Annotated in this window: 15 protein-coding genes and 3 pseudogenes; 14 read left to right on the top strand and 4 right to left on the bottom strand. The window is 65.9% G+C overall.

Features of this window, described 5'->3' with window-relative positions; translation table 11 throughout:
* Positions 1 to 66: 66 nt before the first annotated feature.
* Both ACW17Z_RS19125 and ACW17Z_RS19120 read right to left on the bottom strand, forming a co-directional pair.
* Positions 67 to 531 (bottom strand): annotated as a pseudogene (locus ACW17Z_RS19125) (IS5 family transposase); the annotation flags it as partial.
* A 31-nt stretch (positions 532 to 562) separates the two neighbouring features.
* Positions 563 to 940 (bottom strand): annotated as a pseudogene (locus tag ACW17Z_RS19120) (integrase core domain-containing protein); the annotation flags it as partial.
* 208 nt (positions 941 to 1,148) lie between these two features.
* Here ACW17Z_RS19120 and ACW17Z_RS19115 point away from each other — a divergent pair.
* A complete protein-coding gene (locus tag ACW17Z_RS19115) occupies positions 1,149 to 1,472 on the top strand; it encodes an XRE family transcriptional regulator (protein ID WP_492058749.1) in 324 nt (107 codons plus the stop codon).
* 391 nt (positions 1,473 to 1,863) lie between these two features.
* Here the strand turns inward: ACW17Z_RS19115 and ACW17Z_RS19110 are convergent, their stop codons facing one another.
* Positions 1,864 to 3,282, bottom strand: a complete 1,419-nt coding sequence (locus tag ACW17Z_RS19110; protein WP_492058747.1) for a TolC family outer membrane protein — start codon at positions 3,280 to 3,282, stop codon at positions 1,864 to 1,866.
* 373 nt (positions 3,283 to 3,655) lie between these two features.
* Between ACW17Z_RS19110 and ACW17Z_RS19105 the strand changes: the two genes are divergently transcribed.
* From ACW17Z_RS19105 to ACW17Z_RS19080, 6 genes and pseudogenes are all read left to right on the top strand, one after another.
* Complete coding sequence (locus tag ACW17Z_RS19105) at positions 3,656 to 4,351, top strand: IS6 family transposase (protein WP_492058745.1); 696 nt, start codon at positions 3,656 to 3,658, stop codon at positions 4,349 to 4,351.
* Between the two features lie 155 nt (positions 4,352 to 4,506).
* Positions 4,507 to 4,857, top strand: coding sequence for a type II toxin-antitoxin system RelE/ParE family toxin (locus ACW17Z_RS19100; RefSeq protein ID WP_492058744.1), 351 nt, complete (start codon positions 4,507 to 4,509; stop codon positions 4,855 to 4,857).
* The gene (locus tag ACW17Z_RS19095) at positions 4,854 to 5,210 is read left to right on the top strand and encodes a helix-turn-helix domain-containing protein (RefSeq protein ID WP_492058742.1); all 357 of its coding nucleotides are present in this window, start codon (positions 4,854 to 4,856) and stop codon (positions 5,208 to 5,210) included. The genes ACW17Z_RS19100 and ACW17Z_RS19095 overlap by 4 nt, the downstream gene beginning before the upstream one ends.
* An 827-nt stretch (positions 5,211 to 6,037) precedes the next feature.
* Positions 6,038 to 6,256 (top strand): annotated as a pseudogene (locus tag ACW17Z_RS19090) (helix-turn-helix domain-containing protein); the annotation flags it as partial.
* A gap of 85 nt (positions 6,257 to 6,341) precedes the next feature.
* Positions 6,342 to 7,111, top strand: a protein-coding gene (locus tag ACW17Z_RS19085; protein ID WP_492058741.1) for an IS5 family transposase whose coding sequence is annotated in 2 segments (ribosomal slippage) — positions 6,342 to 6,647 and positions 6,650 to 7,111 — 768 coding nt in all. Because the reading frame shifts where the segments join, the coding sequence is not laid out codon by codon here.
* Positions 7,095 to 7,301 (top strand): hypothetical protein, encoded by a 207-nt coding sequence (locus ACW17Z_RS19080; protein WP_492058739.1) that lies wholly within the window; start codon positions 7,095 to 7,097, stop codon positions 7,299 to 7,301. Before ACW17Z_RS19085 ends, ACW17Z_RS19080 begins: the two co-directional genes overlap by 17 nt.
* Before the next feature lie 278 nt (positions 7,302 to 7,579).
* Here the strand turns inward: ACW17Z_RS19080 and ACW17Z_RS19075 are convergent, their stop codons facing one another.
* Entirely contained in the window at positions 7,580 to 7,972 is a 393-nt protein-coding gene (locus tag ACW17Z_RS19075; protein WP_492058737.1) for a MerR family transcriptional regulator, read from the bottom strand.
* A gap of 65 nt (positions 7,973 to 8,037) precedes the next feature.
* Here ACW17Z_RS19075 and ACW17Z_RS19070 point away from each other — a divergent pair, with 65 nt between their 5' ends.
* The 7 genes from ACW17Z_RS19070 (at position 8,038) to ACW17Z_RS19040 (ending at position 15,766) form a co-directional block, all read left to right on the top strand.
* Positions 8,038 to 8,781 carry a cation efflux transmembrane domain-containing protein gene (locus ACW17Z_RS19070; protein WP_492058736.1) on the top strand — a complete coding sequence of 248 codons (744 nt, stop codon included), beginning with the start codon at positions 8,038 to 8,040 and terminating at the stop codon, positions 8,779 to 8,781.
* Entirely contained in the window at positions 8,774 to 9,130 is a 357-nt protein-coding gene (locus ACW17Z_RS19065; protein WP_492058734.1) for a DUF3703 domain-containing protein, read from the top strand. The genes ACW17Z_RS19070 and ACW17Z_RS19065 overlap by 8 nt, the downstream gene beginning before the upstream one ends.
* A gap of 68 nt (positions 9,131 to 9,198) precedes the next feature.
* On the top strand, positions 9,199 to 9,558 hold the full coding sequence (locus ACW17Z_RS19060; RefSeq protein ID WP_492058732.1) for a hypothetical protein: 360 nt from the start codon (positions 9,199 to 9,201) through the stop codon (positions 9,556 to 9,558).
* Between the two features lie 57 nt (positions 9,559 to 9,615).
* The gene (locus ACW17Z_RS19055; protein ID WP_492058731.1) at positions 9,616 to 10,842 is read left to right on the top strand and encodes a TolC family protein; all 1,227 of its coding nucleotides are present in this window, start codon (positions 9,616 to 9,618) and stop codon (positions 10,840 to 10,842) included.
* Positions 10,843 to 10,852: 10 nt separating this feature from the next.
* Positions 10,853 to 12,088, top strand: coding sequence for an efflux RND transporter periplasmic adaptor subunit (locus ACW17Z_RS19050; RefSeq protein WP_492058729.1), 1,236 nt, complete (start codon positions 10,853 to 10,855; stop codon positions 12,086 to 12,088).
* A gap of 10 nt (positions 12,089 to 12,098) precedes the next feature.
* Entirely contained in the window at positions 12,099 to 12,527 is a 429-nt protein-coding gene (locus ACW17Z_RS19045; RefSeq protein WP_492058727.1) for a hypothetical protein, read from the top strand.
* On the top strand, positions 12,524 to 15,766 hold the full coding sequence (locus ACW17Z_RS19040) for an efflux RND transporter permease subunit (RefSeq protein WP_492058725.1): 3,243 nt from the start codon (positions 12,524 to 12,526) through the stop codon (positions 15,764 to 15,766). The genes ACW17Z_RS19045 and ACW17Z_RS19040 overlap by 4 nt, the downstream gene beginning before the upstream one ends.

The raw sequence follows: 15,766 nt of genomic DNA, 5'->3' as shown, positions 1-15,766 counted from the left end.
AGCCCAACGGCACGCCCTTCCAGAGCGTGGCCCTTCTGCTGCTTGGGGCGGCACCCTTGGCCCCTACTAGGCGGTGTGGACAAAGTGCCTGAGCCACAGTCGTATGGATGCGACGAGAATGAAGCCGAGGAAGCTGTCGGCTGTCTTGTCGTATCGGGTAGCCAGCCGTCTGTTGTTTTTGAGCTTTGAGAAGCAGCGCTCGACCAAGTTTCGCAGAGCGTAAATGTGCCCGTCGATGACGGGCTGAACCTTGCGGTTTCGCTTGGCTGGAATGACAGCGGCGACGCCCCTTGCAGCCAAGTCGTCGCGGATGAAGTCGGCGTCGTATCCCTTGTCGGCGAGCAGGACGCGGGGCTGGGGCCCTGGCTGATCCATGACCGGGCCGTAGCCCTTCACATCGGAGACCTGCCCGCCGCTCAGCGTGACCGCGACAGGGAGGCCCAGAGCGTTGCTGCGGAGATGGATCTTGGTCGAGAAGCCACCTCGCGAGCGGCCAAGACCCTGATCCTGATCCCCTTTTTTAGCGCCCGAGCGGCTTGCTGATTGACCTGCCTCTGATCTTTCATCCAGCGCGGACCAGAGTCGCGGCATGGGTTACGCCGTATGGTGCGGTGTGAGCAACTGACCGGGCCGTGGAGCTTAAACATTGCGCAGCGGGTCGGCCAGTTGCGTTCAGGTGCGCGGCATTGGCCCCGAGGGTCTGGTAGCCGATCGATGAGTGCGGCCGGCGGGTGTCGTAATCTTTGGCCCACGCCGCGAGTTTCTGGCGGGCGTGGTCGAGGCCGAAGAACAGGGTCTCGTTAAGCAGTTCGTCACGCATCCGGCCGTTGAAGCTCTCCACGAAGCCGTTCTGGGTGGGCTTGCCCGGCGCGATATAATGCCAGGCGACGCGATGATCCTCCGCCCAGGCCAGAATGGCCGTCGAGGTGAACTCCGTGCCGTAACACGTTCGGAAGCGGAGGGCGGGAGCGCCTGCGAAGCGCGCTGCCATCAAGCAGCGAGCGCGCGCAGCATCCGCGTCGGTCGGCGATCCTGCTTATCGGAGGCGACAAAACGGGTGACGATCGCTTTTATGAGCGGATGATCCCGGTCGCGGACGAACTTTACGATGTGCGCCTGAAGGATTTGAAGCAGGAAGGATTGTTGAAATGAGCGGACATCGCACGTTTTCCGACCTCAAGAAGGGTTGGAGCCCCGAACGTCTCGCCGCGAATGCAACGCGGAAGACGAAGCTCATGGCCGAAATGGTCAGCTTGGAACAGCTCCGCGAAGGCCTCGGCATCAGCCAGGAGGAGTTGGCGAACGTCATGAAGGTGCAACAACCGGCCATCTCGCGGCTGGTCCGTCGTCCCGACATGAAGGTCAGCACATTGCGTGACTTGATTGCGGCTATGGGCGGCGAGTTGCACATCACCGCGACCTTTCCCGACCACTCGGTCGAGATTGGCAATTTCACCGGCTCGCCGGCTTGAAGCCAGCCTCAATCCACGTTGATCGCCGCGCCCCACCTAACGATCTTGGAGGGTGCTGGCGGTTCCATACCAGCCGCATGTAAAGCGCTCGAAACGACCTGATCGATGGCGCTGCTGACCAGTGTCCCAAGTTTGTCCGCTTAGCGCGGTTTTCTGCCCGTTCTATGGCGTCACCCCTTGATGGAGGCGTCCTGCCAGGAGTCCTCGGCCTCCCCGAGCGTGGGCAGGCCGGCGAGCGAGGCGGTTAGGAGCGATCGGTCCTGAAGAGGCTGCGCACCAGGCGAAGGGTGACCCAGAGCGCAGGCCCTTCGCGGCCAGGAGGGGAGGTCGCCCAGAAACCGCGGTCCGACATTGTGTTCCATCTGCCGTGAGGCGTCGATCACGCCGGACGTCAGCGGCTGGCGGGCCGGCCATCCCCCATGCGGTCGAGCGCTTCGATCATCGGTGCCCAGGGCGCGGTTCTTTGGCGGGACAAGACGGTGGCCGCGCGCGACACCGGATCGTACGCCTGGCCACCCGGCGCGAGCACGTCAAGATCGAGCGCGCCCGTCGCGGCAAGCAACATCGCCGAGGCGACATACTCGTCCCGGCGGGCGTTCACCAGGCCGAACTGGGCTTCCCGCAGCGCCTGCTCGGCGTTCAACACGTCAAGCGGCGTGCGCAGTCCGACCTCGGCTTCGCGGCGAACGCCTTGCCAGGCCGCGGTCGCAGCCCGAACCTGTTCGGTATTGCCCGCGACGCCGGCCCTCGCCGCCGTCACCTGCCGCCAAGCCCGCGACACGGACCGCTCAGTGTCTCGCCGGGCCTCGTCCACGTTGAGGTCTGCGGCGGCCGCGCGCGCCGTCGCCTGCCGCACGCCCGACGCGATCAGGCCGCCGGAGGACAGCGGCAATTTGAAGACGACCGCCGCCGCACCGAACCGATCATAGTTGCCGAAGGGCGAGGCTCCAGCGGACCCGCCGCCGGCCATGCCTACGCTCGCACGCAGGCTCACTTCGGGGCGGGCGCGGGCCTTCGCCTCCGCCACGCGAGCGGTGCTGGCCCGGGCGGCTGCCTCGGCCTGTCGTGTCCGCGGATCGCGGTCCGCTGCGACGCGCAGAGCATCACCCAGTGTGGGTGGCAGGGCCGTGGCGATCGGCGGCTCCGGGGTGAGGTCCGCCGGCGCATGGCCCACCAAGGCTCGGTAATTGTCCTGACTGATGCCGAGCTGGCCCTCGGCGGCGGCGACGCGAGTGCGGGCGGCCGCAAGCCGAGCCTCGGTCTGGGCGAGGTCCGTCCGCGTGATCACGTTGACCCGCAGGTTCGCCTGCGCCTCGTCGAGTTGACGGCCCAGAGCCGAGGCGCTCTCCCGGCTGATGACGAGACGCTCCAGGTCGCGGCGCACGTCGACATAGGCGGCGATCACGTTGAGCAGCAGGGCTTGATCGGCGGTGCGCAACCCCTCGCGGCCCGCGGCCACATCGGCCTCGGCGGCCGTGATCGCATGTGCGACCCGCCTGCCGGTATAGAGCGGTTGCTCACCGACCAGGCCGACGCCTGAAGCATTGATTTGGCCGAGCAGGGGCAGGGCGGTGTCGCTGCCCAGGACGCCGCCGGTGAGGCCGAGCGTGGGCTGATAGCCGGATCGCGCCTGCAACACCTCCTCATCGACCGCGCGCTGGCCTTCTCGCTGAGCCTGCAGGCCAGGGTTCGTCCGGTAAGCCGAATTCAGCGCATCGGCCAAGGTTTCCGCCGTCGCACGCGACGCCAGCAATCCCAGCGCTAAGCTGAGGACCTGCCCTGAGCGCGCGATCCTGCGTGCCATCATCATACTGCGATCCCCTCCGCGAATCTGGTCCGGCGAGCACGCCCGAGGCGCGCAAGCGCACCGGCGGCCGACAGCGTTCTGCTAAAGGGACGTTCCGTCTGGCCGCCGATTACAGGGTGCGGATGCGCCGGGCTCTCAGGTTGGTTGTAAGGGCGGATCGCGGCGCTGCATCTGCTCGCCTGGGCCCCCAAGGCCGAGCCCCCAGGAGGTTGTGAAGGCGTGTCAGAATTTGAGGCCTTGGGGCGGCTGGGCGTGGCCCTGGCGATCGGACTCTTGATCGGGCTCGAACGCGGCTGGCAACGTCGAAGGTGCTGTCAGGCTAACGCTAGAATGTCTCCACTTATCGGCTGAGGAAGTCGTTGTGGGGTACGGGTTTATGCGGCCGATCTCGTTAAAGCGTCACCGGTTTTCAGCCGATGTGATCCGCCAGGCGGTGTGGCTCTATTTCCGCTTCAGCGTCAGCTTTCGCGACGTGGAGGACATGATGGCTCAGCGCGGAATCGAGGTCAGCTATGAGACCATCCGCTGCTGGACGATCAAGTTCGGACCCCAGTTCGCACGGGCTCTGCGGCAGTGGCGGCCAGCCCCGTCCACCCGCTGGCACCTGGACGAGATGGTCTGCAACGTGCGGGGCAAGCGGATGTATCTCTGGCGCGCCGTCGATGATGAGGGCGAGGTGCTGGATCTTGTAATGCAACGACATAGGGACACGGCGGCGGCCCTGACGCTGCTCAAACGCCTGCTCCGAAACCAGCCCGTGGCACCCACCGCGATCGTTACCGATCGTCTGAAATCCTATGGCTCAGCCTTGGCTGAGCTCGGCCTTTCTCACATCCATCACAACGGCAAAAAGCGGGAGAACAACCGGGCGGAAAACTCCCACCTGCCCATCCGAAGGCGGGAGCGGCAGCAGCAGGGGTTCAAGTCCCAGCCCTCCGCCCAGAGGTTCCTCACCAACCACGCAGCGATCTACAACACCTTCTATACCGCCCGACATCTGACAACCCGGCCAACACTCAGGATCTTTCGCGCCGCAGCCTTCCAGGCATGGTCAGGGGCGACCTGCGCCTAGATTTCAGAAGGGGAGGGGGCTCGGCTTCACTTGAGGGGTTAAATTGACAGCACCCGGGATTGTTCGATGGATAGGCGAGTCAGACACCGATCGGCACACGGTGCCGAATCAAACTATGCAATTGACAGCATATTCATTGCGCGCCATATATTGCTATGACTTGGACGGTACAGTTCCATGCCGACTTCGCGGGCGAGGCGGATGCTCTGCCGGAGGCCGTGCGTATAGAGTTGATCGCCGGGATCAGGTCGCTTGAGCATCTCGGACCCAGCCTCGGCCGGCCCGCTGTCGATACCCTGAGCGGCTCCAAGCACGCGAATATGAAGGAACTGCGCCTTCGCGCCGACGGCGGCGTGTGGCGCATCGCCTTCGCGTTCGACCCCGAACGCGCTGCCATCCTGCTCATTGGCGGCGATAAGTCAGGCGTCAGTTCGGGCCGTTTCTACAAGGGACTCATCAAGCGGGCTGACGCCCGCTTCGATCAACATTTGGAGGCGCTGAAATGACCTATCGCACCGTCGACGCCAACGCTTGGATCGCGCGGCAACCCAAGACCGTCCAGGAGGCCGGGGAAGCTCGCGGCGAAGAACTCATCCGCGAAGTCACGCTTCGGGAGGTCCGGGAGGCGGTCAAGCGCACGCAGGTCGAGGTGGCTGCCGCCATGGGCACATCACAGGATCGGGTATCCAAGCTGGAACGCGGCGATGACGCGCTCGTTTCGACGCTGCGCCGACACATCCGCGCACTCGGCGGGGAGCTACGATTGATGGTCGAATTTCCGGATCGGCCATCCATGGCAATCGATCTGCATGGTTACAAACCCGTCGCAAAGAGCGTCCGGGCTATCGGCTCGGCCTGAGGATCCCAGTGAAGGCCGTCCGTTAGTTTCGGCCTGGCTGGCGAAGAGAGGCTTGTCGGTCACGGTTGATCTCCGGTCAGGACTGGATGCCTTGCGCATCAACCCCTGCCCGCCGGCGAGGCGGGGGTAGCAAGCGGATGACCGGGGGAGGGGAGGGGGATCGCCCGGCCTGCACGACCGAGGGGAGGAAGGCAGGGAACACACCAAGGCCGGTCTTCCGCGCGCGAGGGGCGAGGCCCCTTAGCCAACGGGGCGTTGCGGGGTATCCCCGCCGAGGGGGTAGATTGAGCCCCATGGCTCAAGCTCAGAGGGAGACCTCTCCCTTTTTGGTTCAGCCCTCAAACCGGCTCGGACCCATTACGACCCAGAGTCAATTGAAGACAGAGGCACTGTGAGACCACCATCGGCGTAGTCGGCCCGTGAGTTTTCCGCAGGCAAGGCCTATGCTGCCAAGGTGCAAGATCATCTGGACCTCCCCGGCGCTTCAGGCGCGATCTATCGCTTCAGGCTCATTGAAGATCCTGCGCAGCTACCTTCAACGGCGGGCAACTTCGTCTATGTGCGCTGGCGTGCGACAACCCCGCAGGTGATGTGCTGCGGAGCCGTGGGCAGTCTCCTGGACGCCCGCCAGCAATGGGACGCCGCGGTGCGATCTCATAGCGCCCAGGGACTCTACATCCGCCTCAATGTTGCTCGCTCGACCCGGGGAGAGGAGCACCTTGATCTGGTCTCACGATGGCGCCCGCCGATCCCTGCGCTAGACGAGTAGGCCGCAGCGACTTACCTACGAGAAGTCCAGCTATCCCCGTCGAGCCAAGACCAACAAAATGAAGAAGCTTGTTCCCCAAGGCGCTAATAGCGCTGCACCCCACCATGTCGATCTACATGTGGGCGCCTTGATCAGGACGCGGCGCAAGGCTTTGGGAATTTCACAGTCTGAGCTTGCGGACTCGCTGGGCCTGACCTTTCAGCAGGTCCAAAAGTATGAGCGGGGGTCTAACCGCGTAAGTTCATCCAAGCTCTATGAGATCGCCTTGAAGCTTAGGCGGTGTGGACAAAGTGGATTCCCAAATCGGCTGATCACTGATTCAAGGCTGTTCTTTGGGGAGAGCAGCCTTGGTTCGCGGTTTGATGTCGGACGATGAGTGGGCCTTTTTCGAACCCTTCGTGATTGAGAAGGGGCCGCGTCGGGGGCGACGGCCCCGGGATCACCGTCTGGTGCTTGACGGGGTGTTCTGGATCGCTCGAACGGGCACGGCCTGGCGTGATCTGCACAGCCATTTTGGCGAGTGGAACTCGGTCTACCGCCAGTTTCGGCGTTGGACGCTGTCTGGGCTCTGGGACGTGATGCTGGAGGCGCTGAACGAGACCGGGCAAGGCCAGGACAGTGTTCAGATGATTGATTCCACCATTATTCGCGCTCATCAGCACGCCGCTGGGGCGCTAAAAAAGGGGATCAGGATCAGGGTCTTGGCCGCTCGCGAGGTGGCTTCTCGACCAAGATCCATCTCCGCAGCAACGCTCTGGGCCTCCCTGTCGCGGTCACGCTGAGCGGCGGCCAGGTCTCCGATGTGAAGGGCTACGGCCCGGTCATGGATCAGCCAGGGCCCCAGCCCCGCGTCCTGCTCGCCGACAAGGGATACGACGCCGACTTCATCCGCGACGACTTGGCGACAAGGGGCGTCGCCGCTGTCATTCCAGCCAAGCGAAACCGCAAGGTTCAGCCCGTCATCGACGGGCACATCTACGCTCTGCGAAACTTGGTCGAGCGCTGCTTCTCAAAGCTCAAAAACAACAGACGGCTGGCTACCCGATACGACAAAACAGCCGACAGCTTCCTCGGCTTCATTCTCGTCGCATCCATACGACTGTGGCTCAGGCACTTTGTCCACACCGCCTAAGACGCCGCTGGCGTCGTTCTTCGAAGGCTTGGAAACGCCCGTCGGCGATGGCCCCATTGCCTTCGGCCTGACCGATTTCCTAAATCAGCGCGGCGCCTACGAACTGGTGGCGGCTTTCACAGTGATGTCACCAGCTTTACGTCGGCAGTTGGTCAGCCTGGCCATGGCAATGGCCGAGACCGACGACTAAGCGTCCACGCCGAGCTCGCTTGCCGATCCATCCAAGTCAGAAGCAGCTAGCGGCAAGGCGAGCCATGATCGAGGCGGGGCCGTTGACGACCTAACCGAAGCCTTGATGGCCGCCATATTGATCTGGCTTGTGTGCGCGAGCGCCGAAAGTCCCAGCACCAAACCCTCGACAGCATCGCCCTTGAGCGGCTGGATCCTTTGGCGATCGACCAAGCGGCGGGACAGCGCTCGACGGCGAACAGTCTTGAAAATGGACCCGTAGGTTTGCTGAGCGCGGCTCTAGCCAGCCAGCGCCTCAATCACCCGGCAGTCTGACGCTTGACCACTACAGGCCGCATCGACCATTCGCCGCAGCTCGACGCGCAAGGTTTCCAGCTGGGCGATCCGGGCTTCGACGTCGTCTAGCTGCAAAGCGGCCAGGCGGTTGGCTTCGCCGCAATGGCGTTCAGGGTGGTCGGACAGATCCAGAAGGTTGCGGATCGCCTCGACCGAGAACCCCAACTGCCGGGCGTGACGGATGAAAGCCAGCCGCTGGACGCCCTCCTGGCCATAGATCCGCCGATCGTTGGCGGCGCGGCGAGCGGTCGGCATCAGGCCGATCTCTTCGTAGAACCGGATGGTCGGGATCTTGACGCCCGAGGCGGTGGCGAGCTGTCCGATGGAAAAGGTCATGGCGTCTCCTGCGTCCCAAAATAAGCGCTTGCTCCTCTAGTGGCTAGAGGATGCAGGCTGAGGTCATGATCCAGTCCTGTTCCCCCACCCCCGCCGTTTCGAGCTGCTGCGGCGCCGACGTCAAATTCGACGGCGCGACGCCCGCCTACCGTCGCGCCCTGCGCGGCGTGATCGCCATCAACCTTGTCGGGTTCGTCGTGGTCCTGATCGGCGGGCTGCTGCATGGGTCGGTGTCGCTGTCAGCCAACGCGCTCGACTTCCTCGCCGATAGCGCCACCTACGCCATCAGCCTTTGGGCGATCGGTCGTTCGGTGGCGATCCGAAGCGGCGCGGCCCTCTTCAAGGGCGTCAGCCTGGGCGCCGTAGCGCTGTCGGTCGCGGGGTATGCGGTCTGGCGGGCCTGGACGGGAGCGCCACCGTCCGGTCAGGCGATCTCCGCCTTGGGCATTTTCGGGGCCTTGGCCAATCTCCTGGCGGCGGCCTTGCTCGTTCGCTTCCGGGACGGCGACGCCAATGTCCGGTCGGTCTGGCTGTGTACGCGCAACGACCTGATCCAGTGTCTCGCGGTCGCCGCCACCGGCGCCCTGGTTTGGCTTACCAATTCGCGTTGGCCCGACCTGATCGTCGGCTTGCTCCTGGCCGGTGTCTTCCTCAGTTCGGCCTACCAGATCATTCGTCAGGCGCGCGCCGAACGCCGCGCCGCGACGAGCGAGCCCGCGCCCCGACCAAGCGCTTCGGCGGGGATAGACCTGGATCGCCCGATAATCTTGACCCGTCGTTCGCCCGCTACAGAGGATCGCGATGCTTAAATCGAAGGAACGCTGGTTGGCCTATGTTCACGAGGCCGATCTTGCCAAGGCCGCCTTCGCGGCGGGGCACCTCGCCGAAGCCTTTGGCCGCCTTGAGCGAGCCCACATCCTGGGTCAGCCTTGGGCCGGAGCGCACAGCTGGACCCACTGGATGATGCTCAGGATCGGATTAAAGCGGGGCGACGGCCGGGAGGTGAGGGGGCAGATCTTACGTCTGGCCGGGGGCGGGATCTTGTCGCTCTTGGGGTGGCTTCCCGTAGGCAACACCGGCGGCGCCGACGTCCCGCCAAAGAGGCCGATGGACTTGCCAAGCGATCTGGCCCGATTTTGCGACGATCGGACTGGATAAGAATAAGGTCGCGTTTGTGACTATGTAACGCATTCCCGGCCAAAACTTTCGCTGATATAGGAAACTTTATGATCAAGCTGACGACATGGCTAAAGCGAACGGGAGGCGTTGTGATCGCCTGCCTGCTGCTGTCGCTGGTCGTTGCGCCTGCGGTCGATGCGGCGATCTGTGGCATCGAGCCGTCTTCTGCCGAAAGTCTGGTGGTGGTGGAAGCCACCGCATCGCTCGACGCGGCGGGCGATGAGCATGGCAAAGGCGATGTCGATGCCTGCCTGCATGGGCACTGTCATCATGCTACGCCGCTGATTGGCACGCAGGCCATGCAAACAGGCGCGCTTGCCATCGCCCACGCGCGTCTTACCCCGGCCATCGCCGGCCTGCCGCCCTCACGGGCCTCCGACCGTCTTAGTAAGCCCCCTCGCGCCTGACCCCGACCGCGCCGACGCGCGTGTTCGCCTTCGTCAGAACGTAAGTAGGGACATTTCATGCCATCGTCATATGCCCGGCCCGCCGCCGTTTTCGGCGCGGTCCTGGCCCTCCTGAGTCTCGCGCCTTTGCGCGCGGCCGCCGCTCCCGTCACCCTGGCCGCCGCGCTTGAACGCGCCCAGGCCCAGTCACCCTTGATCACTTCGGCCCAGGCCGCGCTCGCCGCCGCCCAAGGCCGGGCGCGACAAGCCGGCTTTGCGCCCAATCCGGAAGCCAGCCTGGAGAGCGAGAATATCGCCGGCTCCGGACCCTATGAAGGGTTTTCCAGCGCCGAGACGACCTTCTCAATCGGCCAGCGCCTTGAGTTGGGCGGCAAGCGCCGAACCCGCGCCGCCGCCGCCCAGGCCGAGGTCGAGGCCGCCGTCGTGCGCGTGGCCATCGCTCGGGCCGACCTCATCCAGGAGGTGAAGACGCAATATGCGCAGGCGCTCGAGGCCGACGCCCGCGTCGCCCTGGCCAAGGAAGGCGCCGAACGCGCCAACGATCTAGCGGGCGTCGCCGCGACACTGGTAGAGGCGGGGCGCGAGCCGCCGCTACGCGCTCTGCGCGCCCGCACCGCCAGCGACGAAGCCGACGCTGCGGTGCTCGCGGCCGAGGCCCAGGCCGCCGCCGCCCGTCGCGCTCTAACCAGTCTCTGGGCCGATCCCGACCCGGAGATCGACCTGGTCGAACCGCCAGCCGGGCCGACCTTGTCGGCTGCGATCGACCCGACTGCTTCCCTCGACGTCCGGCTGGCCCAGGCCGAGCGGGAGGCTGCCCAGGCGGCGATCGACCGCGAGCGCGCGGCCGGTAAGCCCGACCTGACGATCCAGGCGGGTGTCCGGCGTTTCGAGCAGACGGGCGATCAAGCCCTGATCGTCGGCTTTACCGCGCCCATTCCGATCAGGGACCGCAACCAGGGCAATGTCGCGGCCGCTCGCGCCGACGCCACGGCGGCCGAGGCCCGCGAGCGCCTGGTTCTTGCCCGGTCCGTCCGCGCGGTTCGCGACGCCCAAGCCTCCCTTCGGGCTGCGGAGGCCCGTCTGGAGGTACTGCAAGGCCGAACCGTGCCCCAGGCGCAGCAAGCCGTAGACCTCGCCCGCCAGGGCTTCCAGGCCGGCAAGTTCTCGCTGCTCGATGTCCTGGACGCCCAGGCCGCGCTGTCGGCTTCCCGCAATGATCTCATCGCCGCGCGCCTTGAGCGCGCCAAGGCGCTGGCCGCGCTCGAACGCGCCGCCGCGCAATAGGACCCCCCACATGCCCAGACCCACTGACAAGAAAACCCTGCTGGCCGCCGTGGCGGTCAGCAGCCTACTGGCCGCCGGAGTCGGCGCCGTGATCGGCCGGACAATGCTGGCCCCAAAGGCCGACGCGCCTGCCGCCGCCGCCGCCGCCGCCGCCAAGGAGGAGGAGCACAAGGAAGGCGAAGCCGACCACAAGGAGGGTGAAGCCGAGGCCGGACACGAGGAAGAAGAAGGCCACATCGAGATGAATGCCGAGCGGCTGGCCACGTCGGGCATCAAGCTGGAGACCCTCGCCGTCGGCGGGCTGGGAGCGGGGATTGTGGCGCAGGCCTCGGTGATCGCCTCGCCCGACGGCGCGGCGACCCTGGCGGCCCGCGCCGACGGCGCCGTAGTGCGGATCAACAAGCGTCTCGGCGATCCGGTCCGCGCCGGCGAGGCCCTGGCCTCCATCGAAAGCCGCGACGCGGCGGCCATCAGCGCCGAACGCTCCTCCGCCGCCGCCAAGGCCACGGCCGCTCGCCAGGCCTATGCGCGCGAGAAGCGCCTGTTCGACGCCAAGATCACCGCCCGCCAGGACCTTGAAGCGGCCCAAGCCGAGGTCGCCATCGCCGAGGCGGAGTTGCGGCGCGCCTCCAGCGCCGGCCTTGCCGCCGGCGTCAGCGCCAACGGCCGCTTCGTGACCGTCTCCAGTCCGATCTCCGGCCGCATCACCGCTGCCCCGGCCGTGCTGGGATCCTATGTGGCGGCCGGAACCGAACTCTTCCGCATCGCCGATCCGCGCAAGATCGAGGTTCAGGCCTCGCTTCCGGCTTCAGACGCAAGCCGCGTTGCGTCAGGTGATCAGGCGATGATCGAAACCACCCAAGGCACGATCCCGGCCGTGGTCCGGTCGATCACCCCCGGCGTCGACGTTGAAAGCCGAGCGGCTACGGCGATCCTGACCGTGGCATCGGGTCAGGCCGGCCTCGTCCCGGGCCAGGCTCTTCGCGTGCGGATCACGCCGCGCGGTGTGGCTTCGGGCGATCGGTTCTCCGTGCCCGAGGAGTCGGTGCAGTCGGTCGAAGGCGCCGACACCGTCTTTATTCGCGGCAAGGACGGGTTCACGGCGCGGCCGGTGAAGATCGGCCGGCGCGGCGGCGGCCGAGTGGAAATTCTATCAGGCGTCACGGCCGGAGAGCAGATCGCCGGCCAGGGCGCGTTCCTCCTGAAGGCCGAGCTTGGCAAAGGGGAGGCCGAGCATGGGCACTAGGCGCGCAACGATGCGAAACCTCGCAATCTCCACCACCACTTGTGCTTGTCTCGTCATCCTGGCGACGCCGGCGCTGGCCCAAGGCCGGGCAGAGCCTCAACCCGCCTTCGAGTTGGTAAGCCAGGGCCATCTGAAGGTGCTCACCGCGACGGCGCGGCACGACATCGATGGCCTCAGCGTGTCCGGACTCGTGCGCAGGGCTCCCCACTGGAAGACCGGCGTGCAGGGCCACCTGGACGTCGAAGCCTATGACGTCGCGGGGGCAAGACTCGGATCGACGTCCGTCGTTTGGCGCGGCTCGCTCGGTGCAGGCGGCCACAATCAGGCGGCGCGCTACAGCGCCGAGCTTCCTGGCGTCAATGCGGCGCAAGTGTCGCGTGTCGTCGTTCGCTACAGTCCCGTCGCCCATGCAGCCGAGCCCATGGAGGCCGCGCGATGATCGGCAGGATTCTCGATTTCTCCGTCCGCGCTCGATGGGCGATCATCGGCGTCGTGGCGCTGATCGCGGCCCTGGGTGTCTACAACCTGGTGCGGCTGCCGATCGACGCGGTGCCCGACATCACCAACAAGCAGGTGCAGATCAACACCGTCGTCCCGGCCCTGGCCCCGGCCGAGGTCGAAAAGCTCGTCACCTTCCCGGTGGAGACGGCGATGGCCGGCATCCCCGGCCTGGAAAGCACGCGCTCGATCTCGCGCAACGGCTTTAGCCAGGTCACCATCGTCTTCAAGGAAAACACCGACCTCTATTTCGCGCGCCAACAGGTCTCCGAACGCCTGACCGGCGTAGGTCAGACCCTTCCCGACGGCGCGCAGCCCGCCATGGGGCCGATCTCATCGGGTCTGGGCGAGGTGCTGATGTGGACCGTTGCTTACGACAACCCCGGCGGTCGCGGCGCCAAGGTCAAGGACGGCGAGCCCGGCTGGCAGTCGGATGGGACCTATCTGACCGCCACCGGCGAGCGTCTGATCGACGCCACCGCTCAGGCGGCCTATCTGCGCGAGGTTCAAGACTGGATCGTGCGACCGCAGATGCGCGGCGTGGCCGGCGTGGCCGGCGTCGACTCGATCGGCGGCTACGAAAAGCAGTTCGCCGTCCAGGCCGACCCGGCCCGCATGGCTGCCTATGGCGTGTCGTTCACCGAGCTTGGCAAGGCCCTGGAGGCGGCCAACCTGGCCGTCGGCGCCAACTTCATGGAGCGCGGCGGGGAGGCCTATCTGGTTCGCGCCGACGCCCGCGTGCGCAATATCGACGAGATCGCCAACGCCACGGTCACCAGCCGCGAAGGCGTCTCGATCCGCGTGCGTGACGTCGCCACCGTCAAGGTCGGCGGCGGTTTGCGGACCGGCGCGGCTTCGGAGAATGGCGAAGAGGTCGTGGTCGGCACCGTCCTGATGCTGACCGGCGAGAACAGCCGTACCGTCGCCGGCGCTTCGGCGGAGCGATTGGCCGAGATCATCAAGAGCCTGCCACCCGGCATCAAGGTGCAGGTGGTCTATGACCGCTCCAAGCTGGTCAACGCCACCATCAAAACCGTCGAGAAGAACCTGGTCGAAGGCGCGCTGCTGGTCATCGTGGTGCTCTTTCTGCTGCTGGGCAATTTCCGCGCCGCCCTGATCACCGCCCTGGTGATCCCGCTGTCGATGCTAATGACCGCCATCGGCATGAACCGGCTGGGGGTGTCGGGCAATCTGATGAGCCTGGGCGCGCTGGACTTTGGCCTGATCGTCGACGGCGCGGTGATCATCGTCGAAAACAGCCTGCGCCGCCTGGCCGAACGCCAGCACCGCGAGGGTCGTTTGCTGACCTTGTCGGAGCGGCTTCAGGAAACCCGCGAGGCGGCGCGCGAGATGATCTCGCCGACCGTCTACGGTCAGGCGATCATCCTGCTGGTCTACGCCCCGCTGCTGACCTTCACCGGCGTCGAGGGCAAGACCTTCTCGCCGATGGCCATCACCGTGATGCTGGCCCTGGCTGCAGCCTTCGTGCTGTCGCTGACCTTCATCCCGGCAATGATCGCCTTGGTGATCCGCGGCAAGGTCGCCGAAAAGGAAGTGGCCGTGGTCCGCTGGACCAAGGTTCGCTACGAGCCGCTACTGCGCAAGGCCGTAGCCCGGCCCTGGCCCGTGATCGGCGCGGCGGTCGGCATGTTCCTGGTGGCCATGGTCACCTTCTCGTTCCTGGGGCGGGAGTTCACGCCGCAGCTCGACGAGAAGGACCTGGCCGTCCAAGCGCTGCGGATCCCTTCGACCTCGCTGGAGCAGTCGCTTCGCATGCAGCGGCAGATCGAGCGGACCATCGCCACCTTCCCGGAGGTGCAGTTCGTCTACTCCAAAACCGGCACCGCCGAGGTCGCCAGCGATCCGATGCCTCCCAATGCGTCCGACAGCTTCATCATTCTCAAGCCGCAGGACGAATGGCCCAACAAGAAGGAGACGAAAGCTGAGCTCGTCACCCGCATGGAGAAGAAGCTCGAAGGCCTGACGGGCAACGTCTACGAGTTCAGCCAGCCCATCCAGATGCGGTTCAACGAACTGATCGCCGGTGTGCGCGGCGATGTGGCGATCAAGGTCTATGGCGATGACTTGGACGCCATGACCGCCAGCGCTGGCCAGATCGCCAAGGCGTTGCAAAGCGTCAAGGGCGCGGCCGACGTCAAGGTCGAGCAGACCTCGGGGTTCCCGACCCTGGACGTCTCGCTCGATCGCGACGCCATCGGTCGCCTGGGCCTGACGGTCGAGGAGGTCGCCGACACCCTGGCGGTGGCCATGGGCGGGCGCGAGTCCGGCCTGGTCTTCCAGGGCGACCGGCGCTTCGACATCGTCGTGCGGCTTCCTGACGCCACTCGCAACGATCTGGACGCGGTCGGAGCGCTACCCGTGATGCTGCCCGAAAGGGCAGGGGGCGGCGCGCGCCTCTCGGTCCCGCTGCGCGACGTCGCCCGCTTCTCCTATTCGGAGGGCCTCAACCAGGTCAGCCGTGAGAACGGCAAGCGCCGCGTCGTCGTCCAGGCCAATGTTCGGGGCAATGATCTCGGCTCGTTTGTCGCCGACGCCCAGGCCAAGGTCGACGCCCAGGTCAAGCTGCCGGCCGGGTCGTGGATAGAGTGGAGCGGGCAGTTCGAGAACCTCAAGGCGGCGCAATCGCGGCTCGCCCTGGTCGTCCCGCTCTGCTTCCTGCTGATCTTCGCCTTGCTCTACATGGCGCTGGGGGGCTTCGCGCCCGCTGTCGCTGTGTTCTCGGCCATTCCCCTGGCCCTGGCCGGCGGGGTATTCGCCCTGGCGCTGCGCGGCATCCCGTTCTCGGTCTCGGCCGCCGTCGGGTTCATCGCCCTGTCCGGCGTGGCCGTGCTCAACGGCCTGGTTATGATGACCGCCATCCGCCAGCGCTTGGCCGCTGGGTTTGAGTTGGAGAAGGCGATCATCGACGGGGCCATGGAGCGGCTCCGGCCGGTGATGATGACGGGTCTGGTCGCTTCGCTGGGCTTTGTGCCCATGGCGCTGGCCACCGAGACCGGGGCGGAGGTCCAGCGCCCGCTGGCCACCGTGGTCATCGGCGGCCTGATCACCGCCACGGCCCTGACCCTGTTCGTCCTGCCGGCCATCTGCCGTTTTGTGCTGCGCAAGACCGCCAAGGACCTGCGCGAGCCTTCGCCGGAATCCCATGAGCAAGGAGCCTAA

The sequence above is a fragment of the Caulobacter sp. GSs2 genome (assembly GCF_058680895.1).
The sequence above is the reverse complement of the archived record's forward strand: the minus strand, read 5'-3'. Positions and strand labels throughout refer to the sequence as shown.

Bases quoted from the DNA above. Each gene is read 5' to 3' on its own strand.
- ACW17Z_RS19105 (WP_492058745.1), top strand. From the start codon at position 3,656: ATGCGGCCGATCTCGTTAAAGCGTCACCGGTTTTCAGCCGATGTGATC.
- ACW17Z_RS19045 (WP_492058727.1), top strand. From the start codon at position 12,099: ATGCGAAACCTCGCAATCTCCACCACCACTTGTGCTTGTCTCGTCATC.
- ACW17Z_RS19060 (WP_492058732.1), top strand. From the start codon at position 9,199: ATGATCAAGCTGACGACATGGCTAAAGCGAACGGGAGGCGTTGTGATC.
- ACW17Z_RS19065 (WP_492058734.1), top strand. From the start codon at position 8,774: ATGCTTAAATCGAAGGAACGCTGGTTGGCCTATGTTCACGAGGCCGAT.
- ACW17Z_RS19050 (WP_492058729.1), top strand. From the start codon at position 10,853: ATGCCCAGACCCACTGACAAGAAAACCCTGCTGGCCGCCGTGGCGGTC.
- ACW17Z_RS19110 (WP_492058747.1), bottom strand. From the start codon at position 3,282: ATGATGATGGCACGCAGGATCGCGCGCTCAGGGCAGGTCCTCAGCTTA.
- ACW17Z_RS19055 (WP_492058731.1), top strand. From the start codon at position 9,616: ATGCCATCGTCATATGCCCGGCCCGCCGCCGTTTTCGGCGCGGTCCTG.
- ACW17Z_RS19100 (WP_492058744.1), top strand. From the start codon at position 4,507: ATGACTTGGACGGTACAGTTCCATGCCGACTTCGCGGGCGAGGCGGAT.
- ACW17Z_RS19070 (WP_492058736.1), top strand. From the start codon at position 8,038: ATGATCCAGTCCTGTTCCCCCACCCCCGCCGTTTCGAGCTGCTGCGGC.
- ACW17Z_RS19115 (WP_492058749.1), top strand. From the start codon at position 1,149: ATGAGCGGACATCGCACGTTTTCCGACCTCAAGAAGGGTTGGAGCCCC.
- ACW17Z_RS19095 (WP_492058742.1), top strand. From the start codon at position 4,854: ATGACCTATCGCACCGTCGACGCCAACGCTTGGATCGCGCGGCAACCC.
- ACW17Z_RS19040 (WP_492058725.1), top strand. From the start codon at position 12,524: ATGATCGGCAGGATTCTCGATTTCTCCGTCCGCGCTCGATGGGCGATC.
- ACW17Z_RS19075 (WP_492058737.1), bottom strand. From the start codon at position 7,972: ATGACCTTTTCCATCGGACAGCTCGCCACCGCCTCGGGCGTCAAGATC.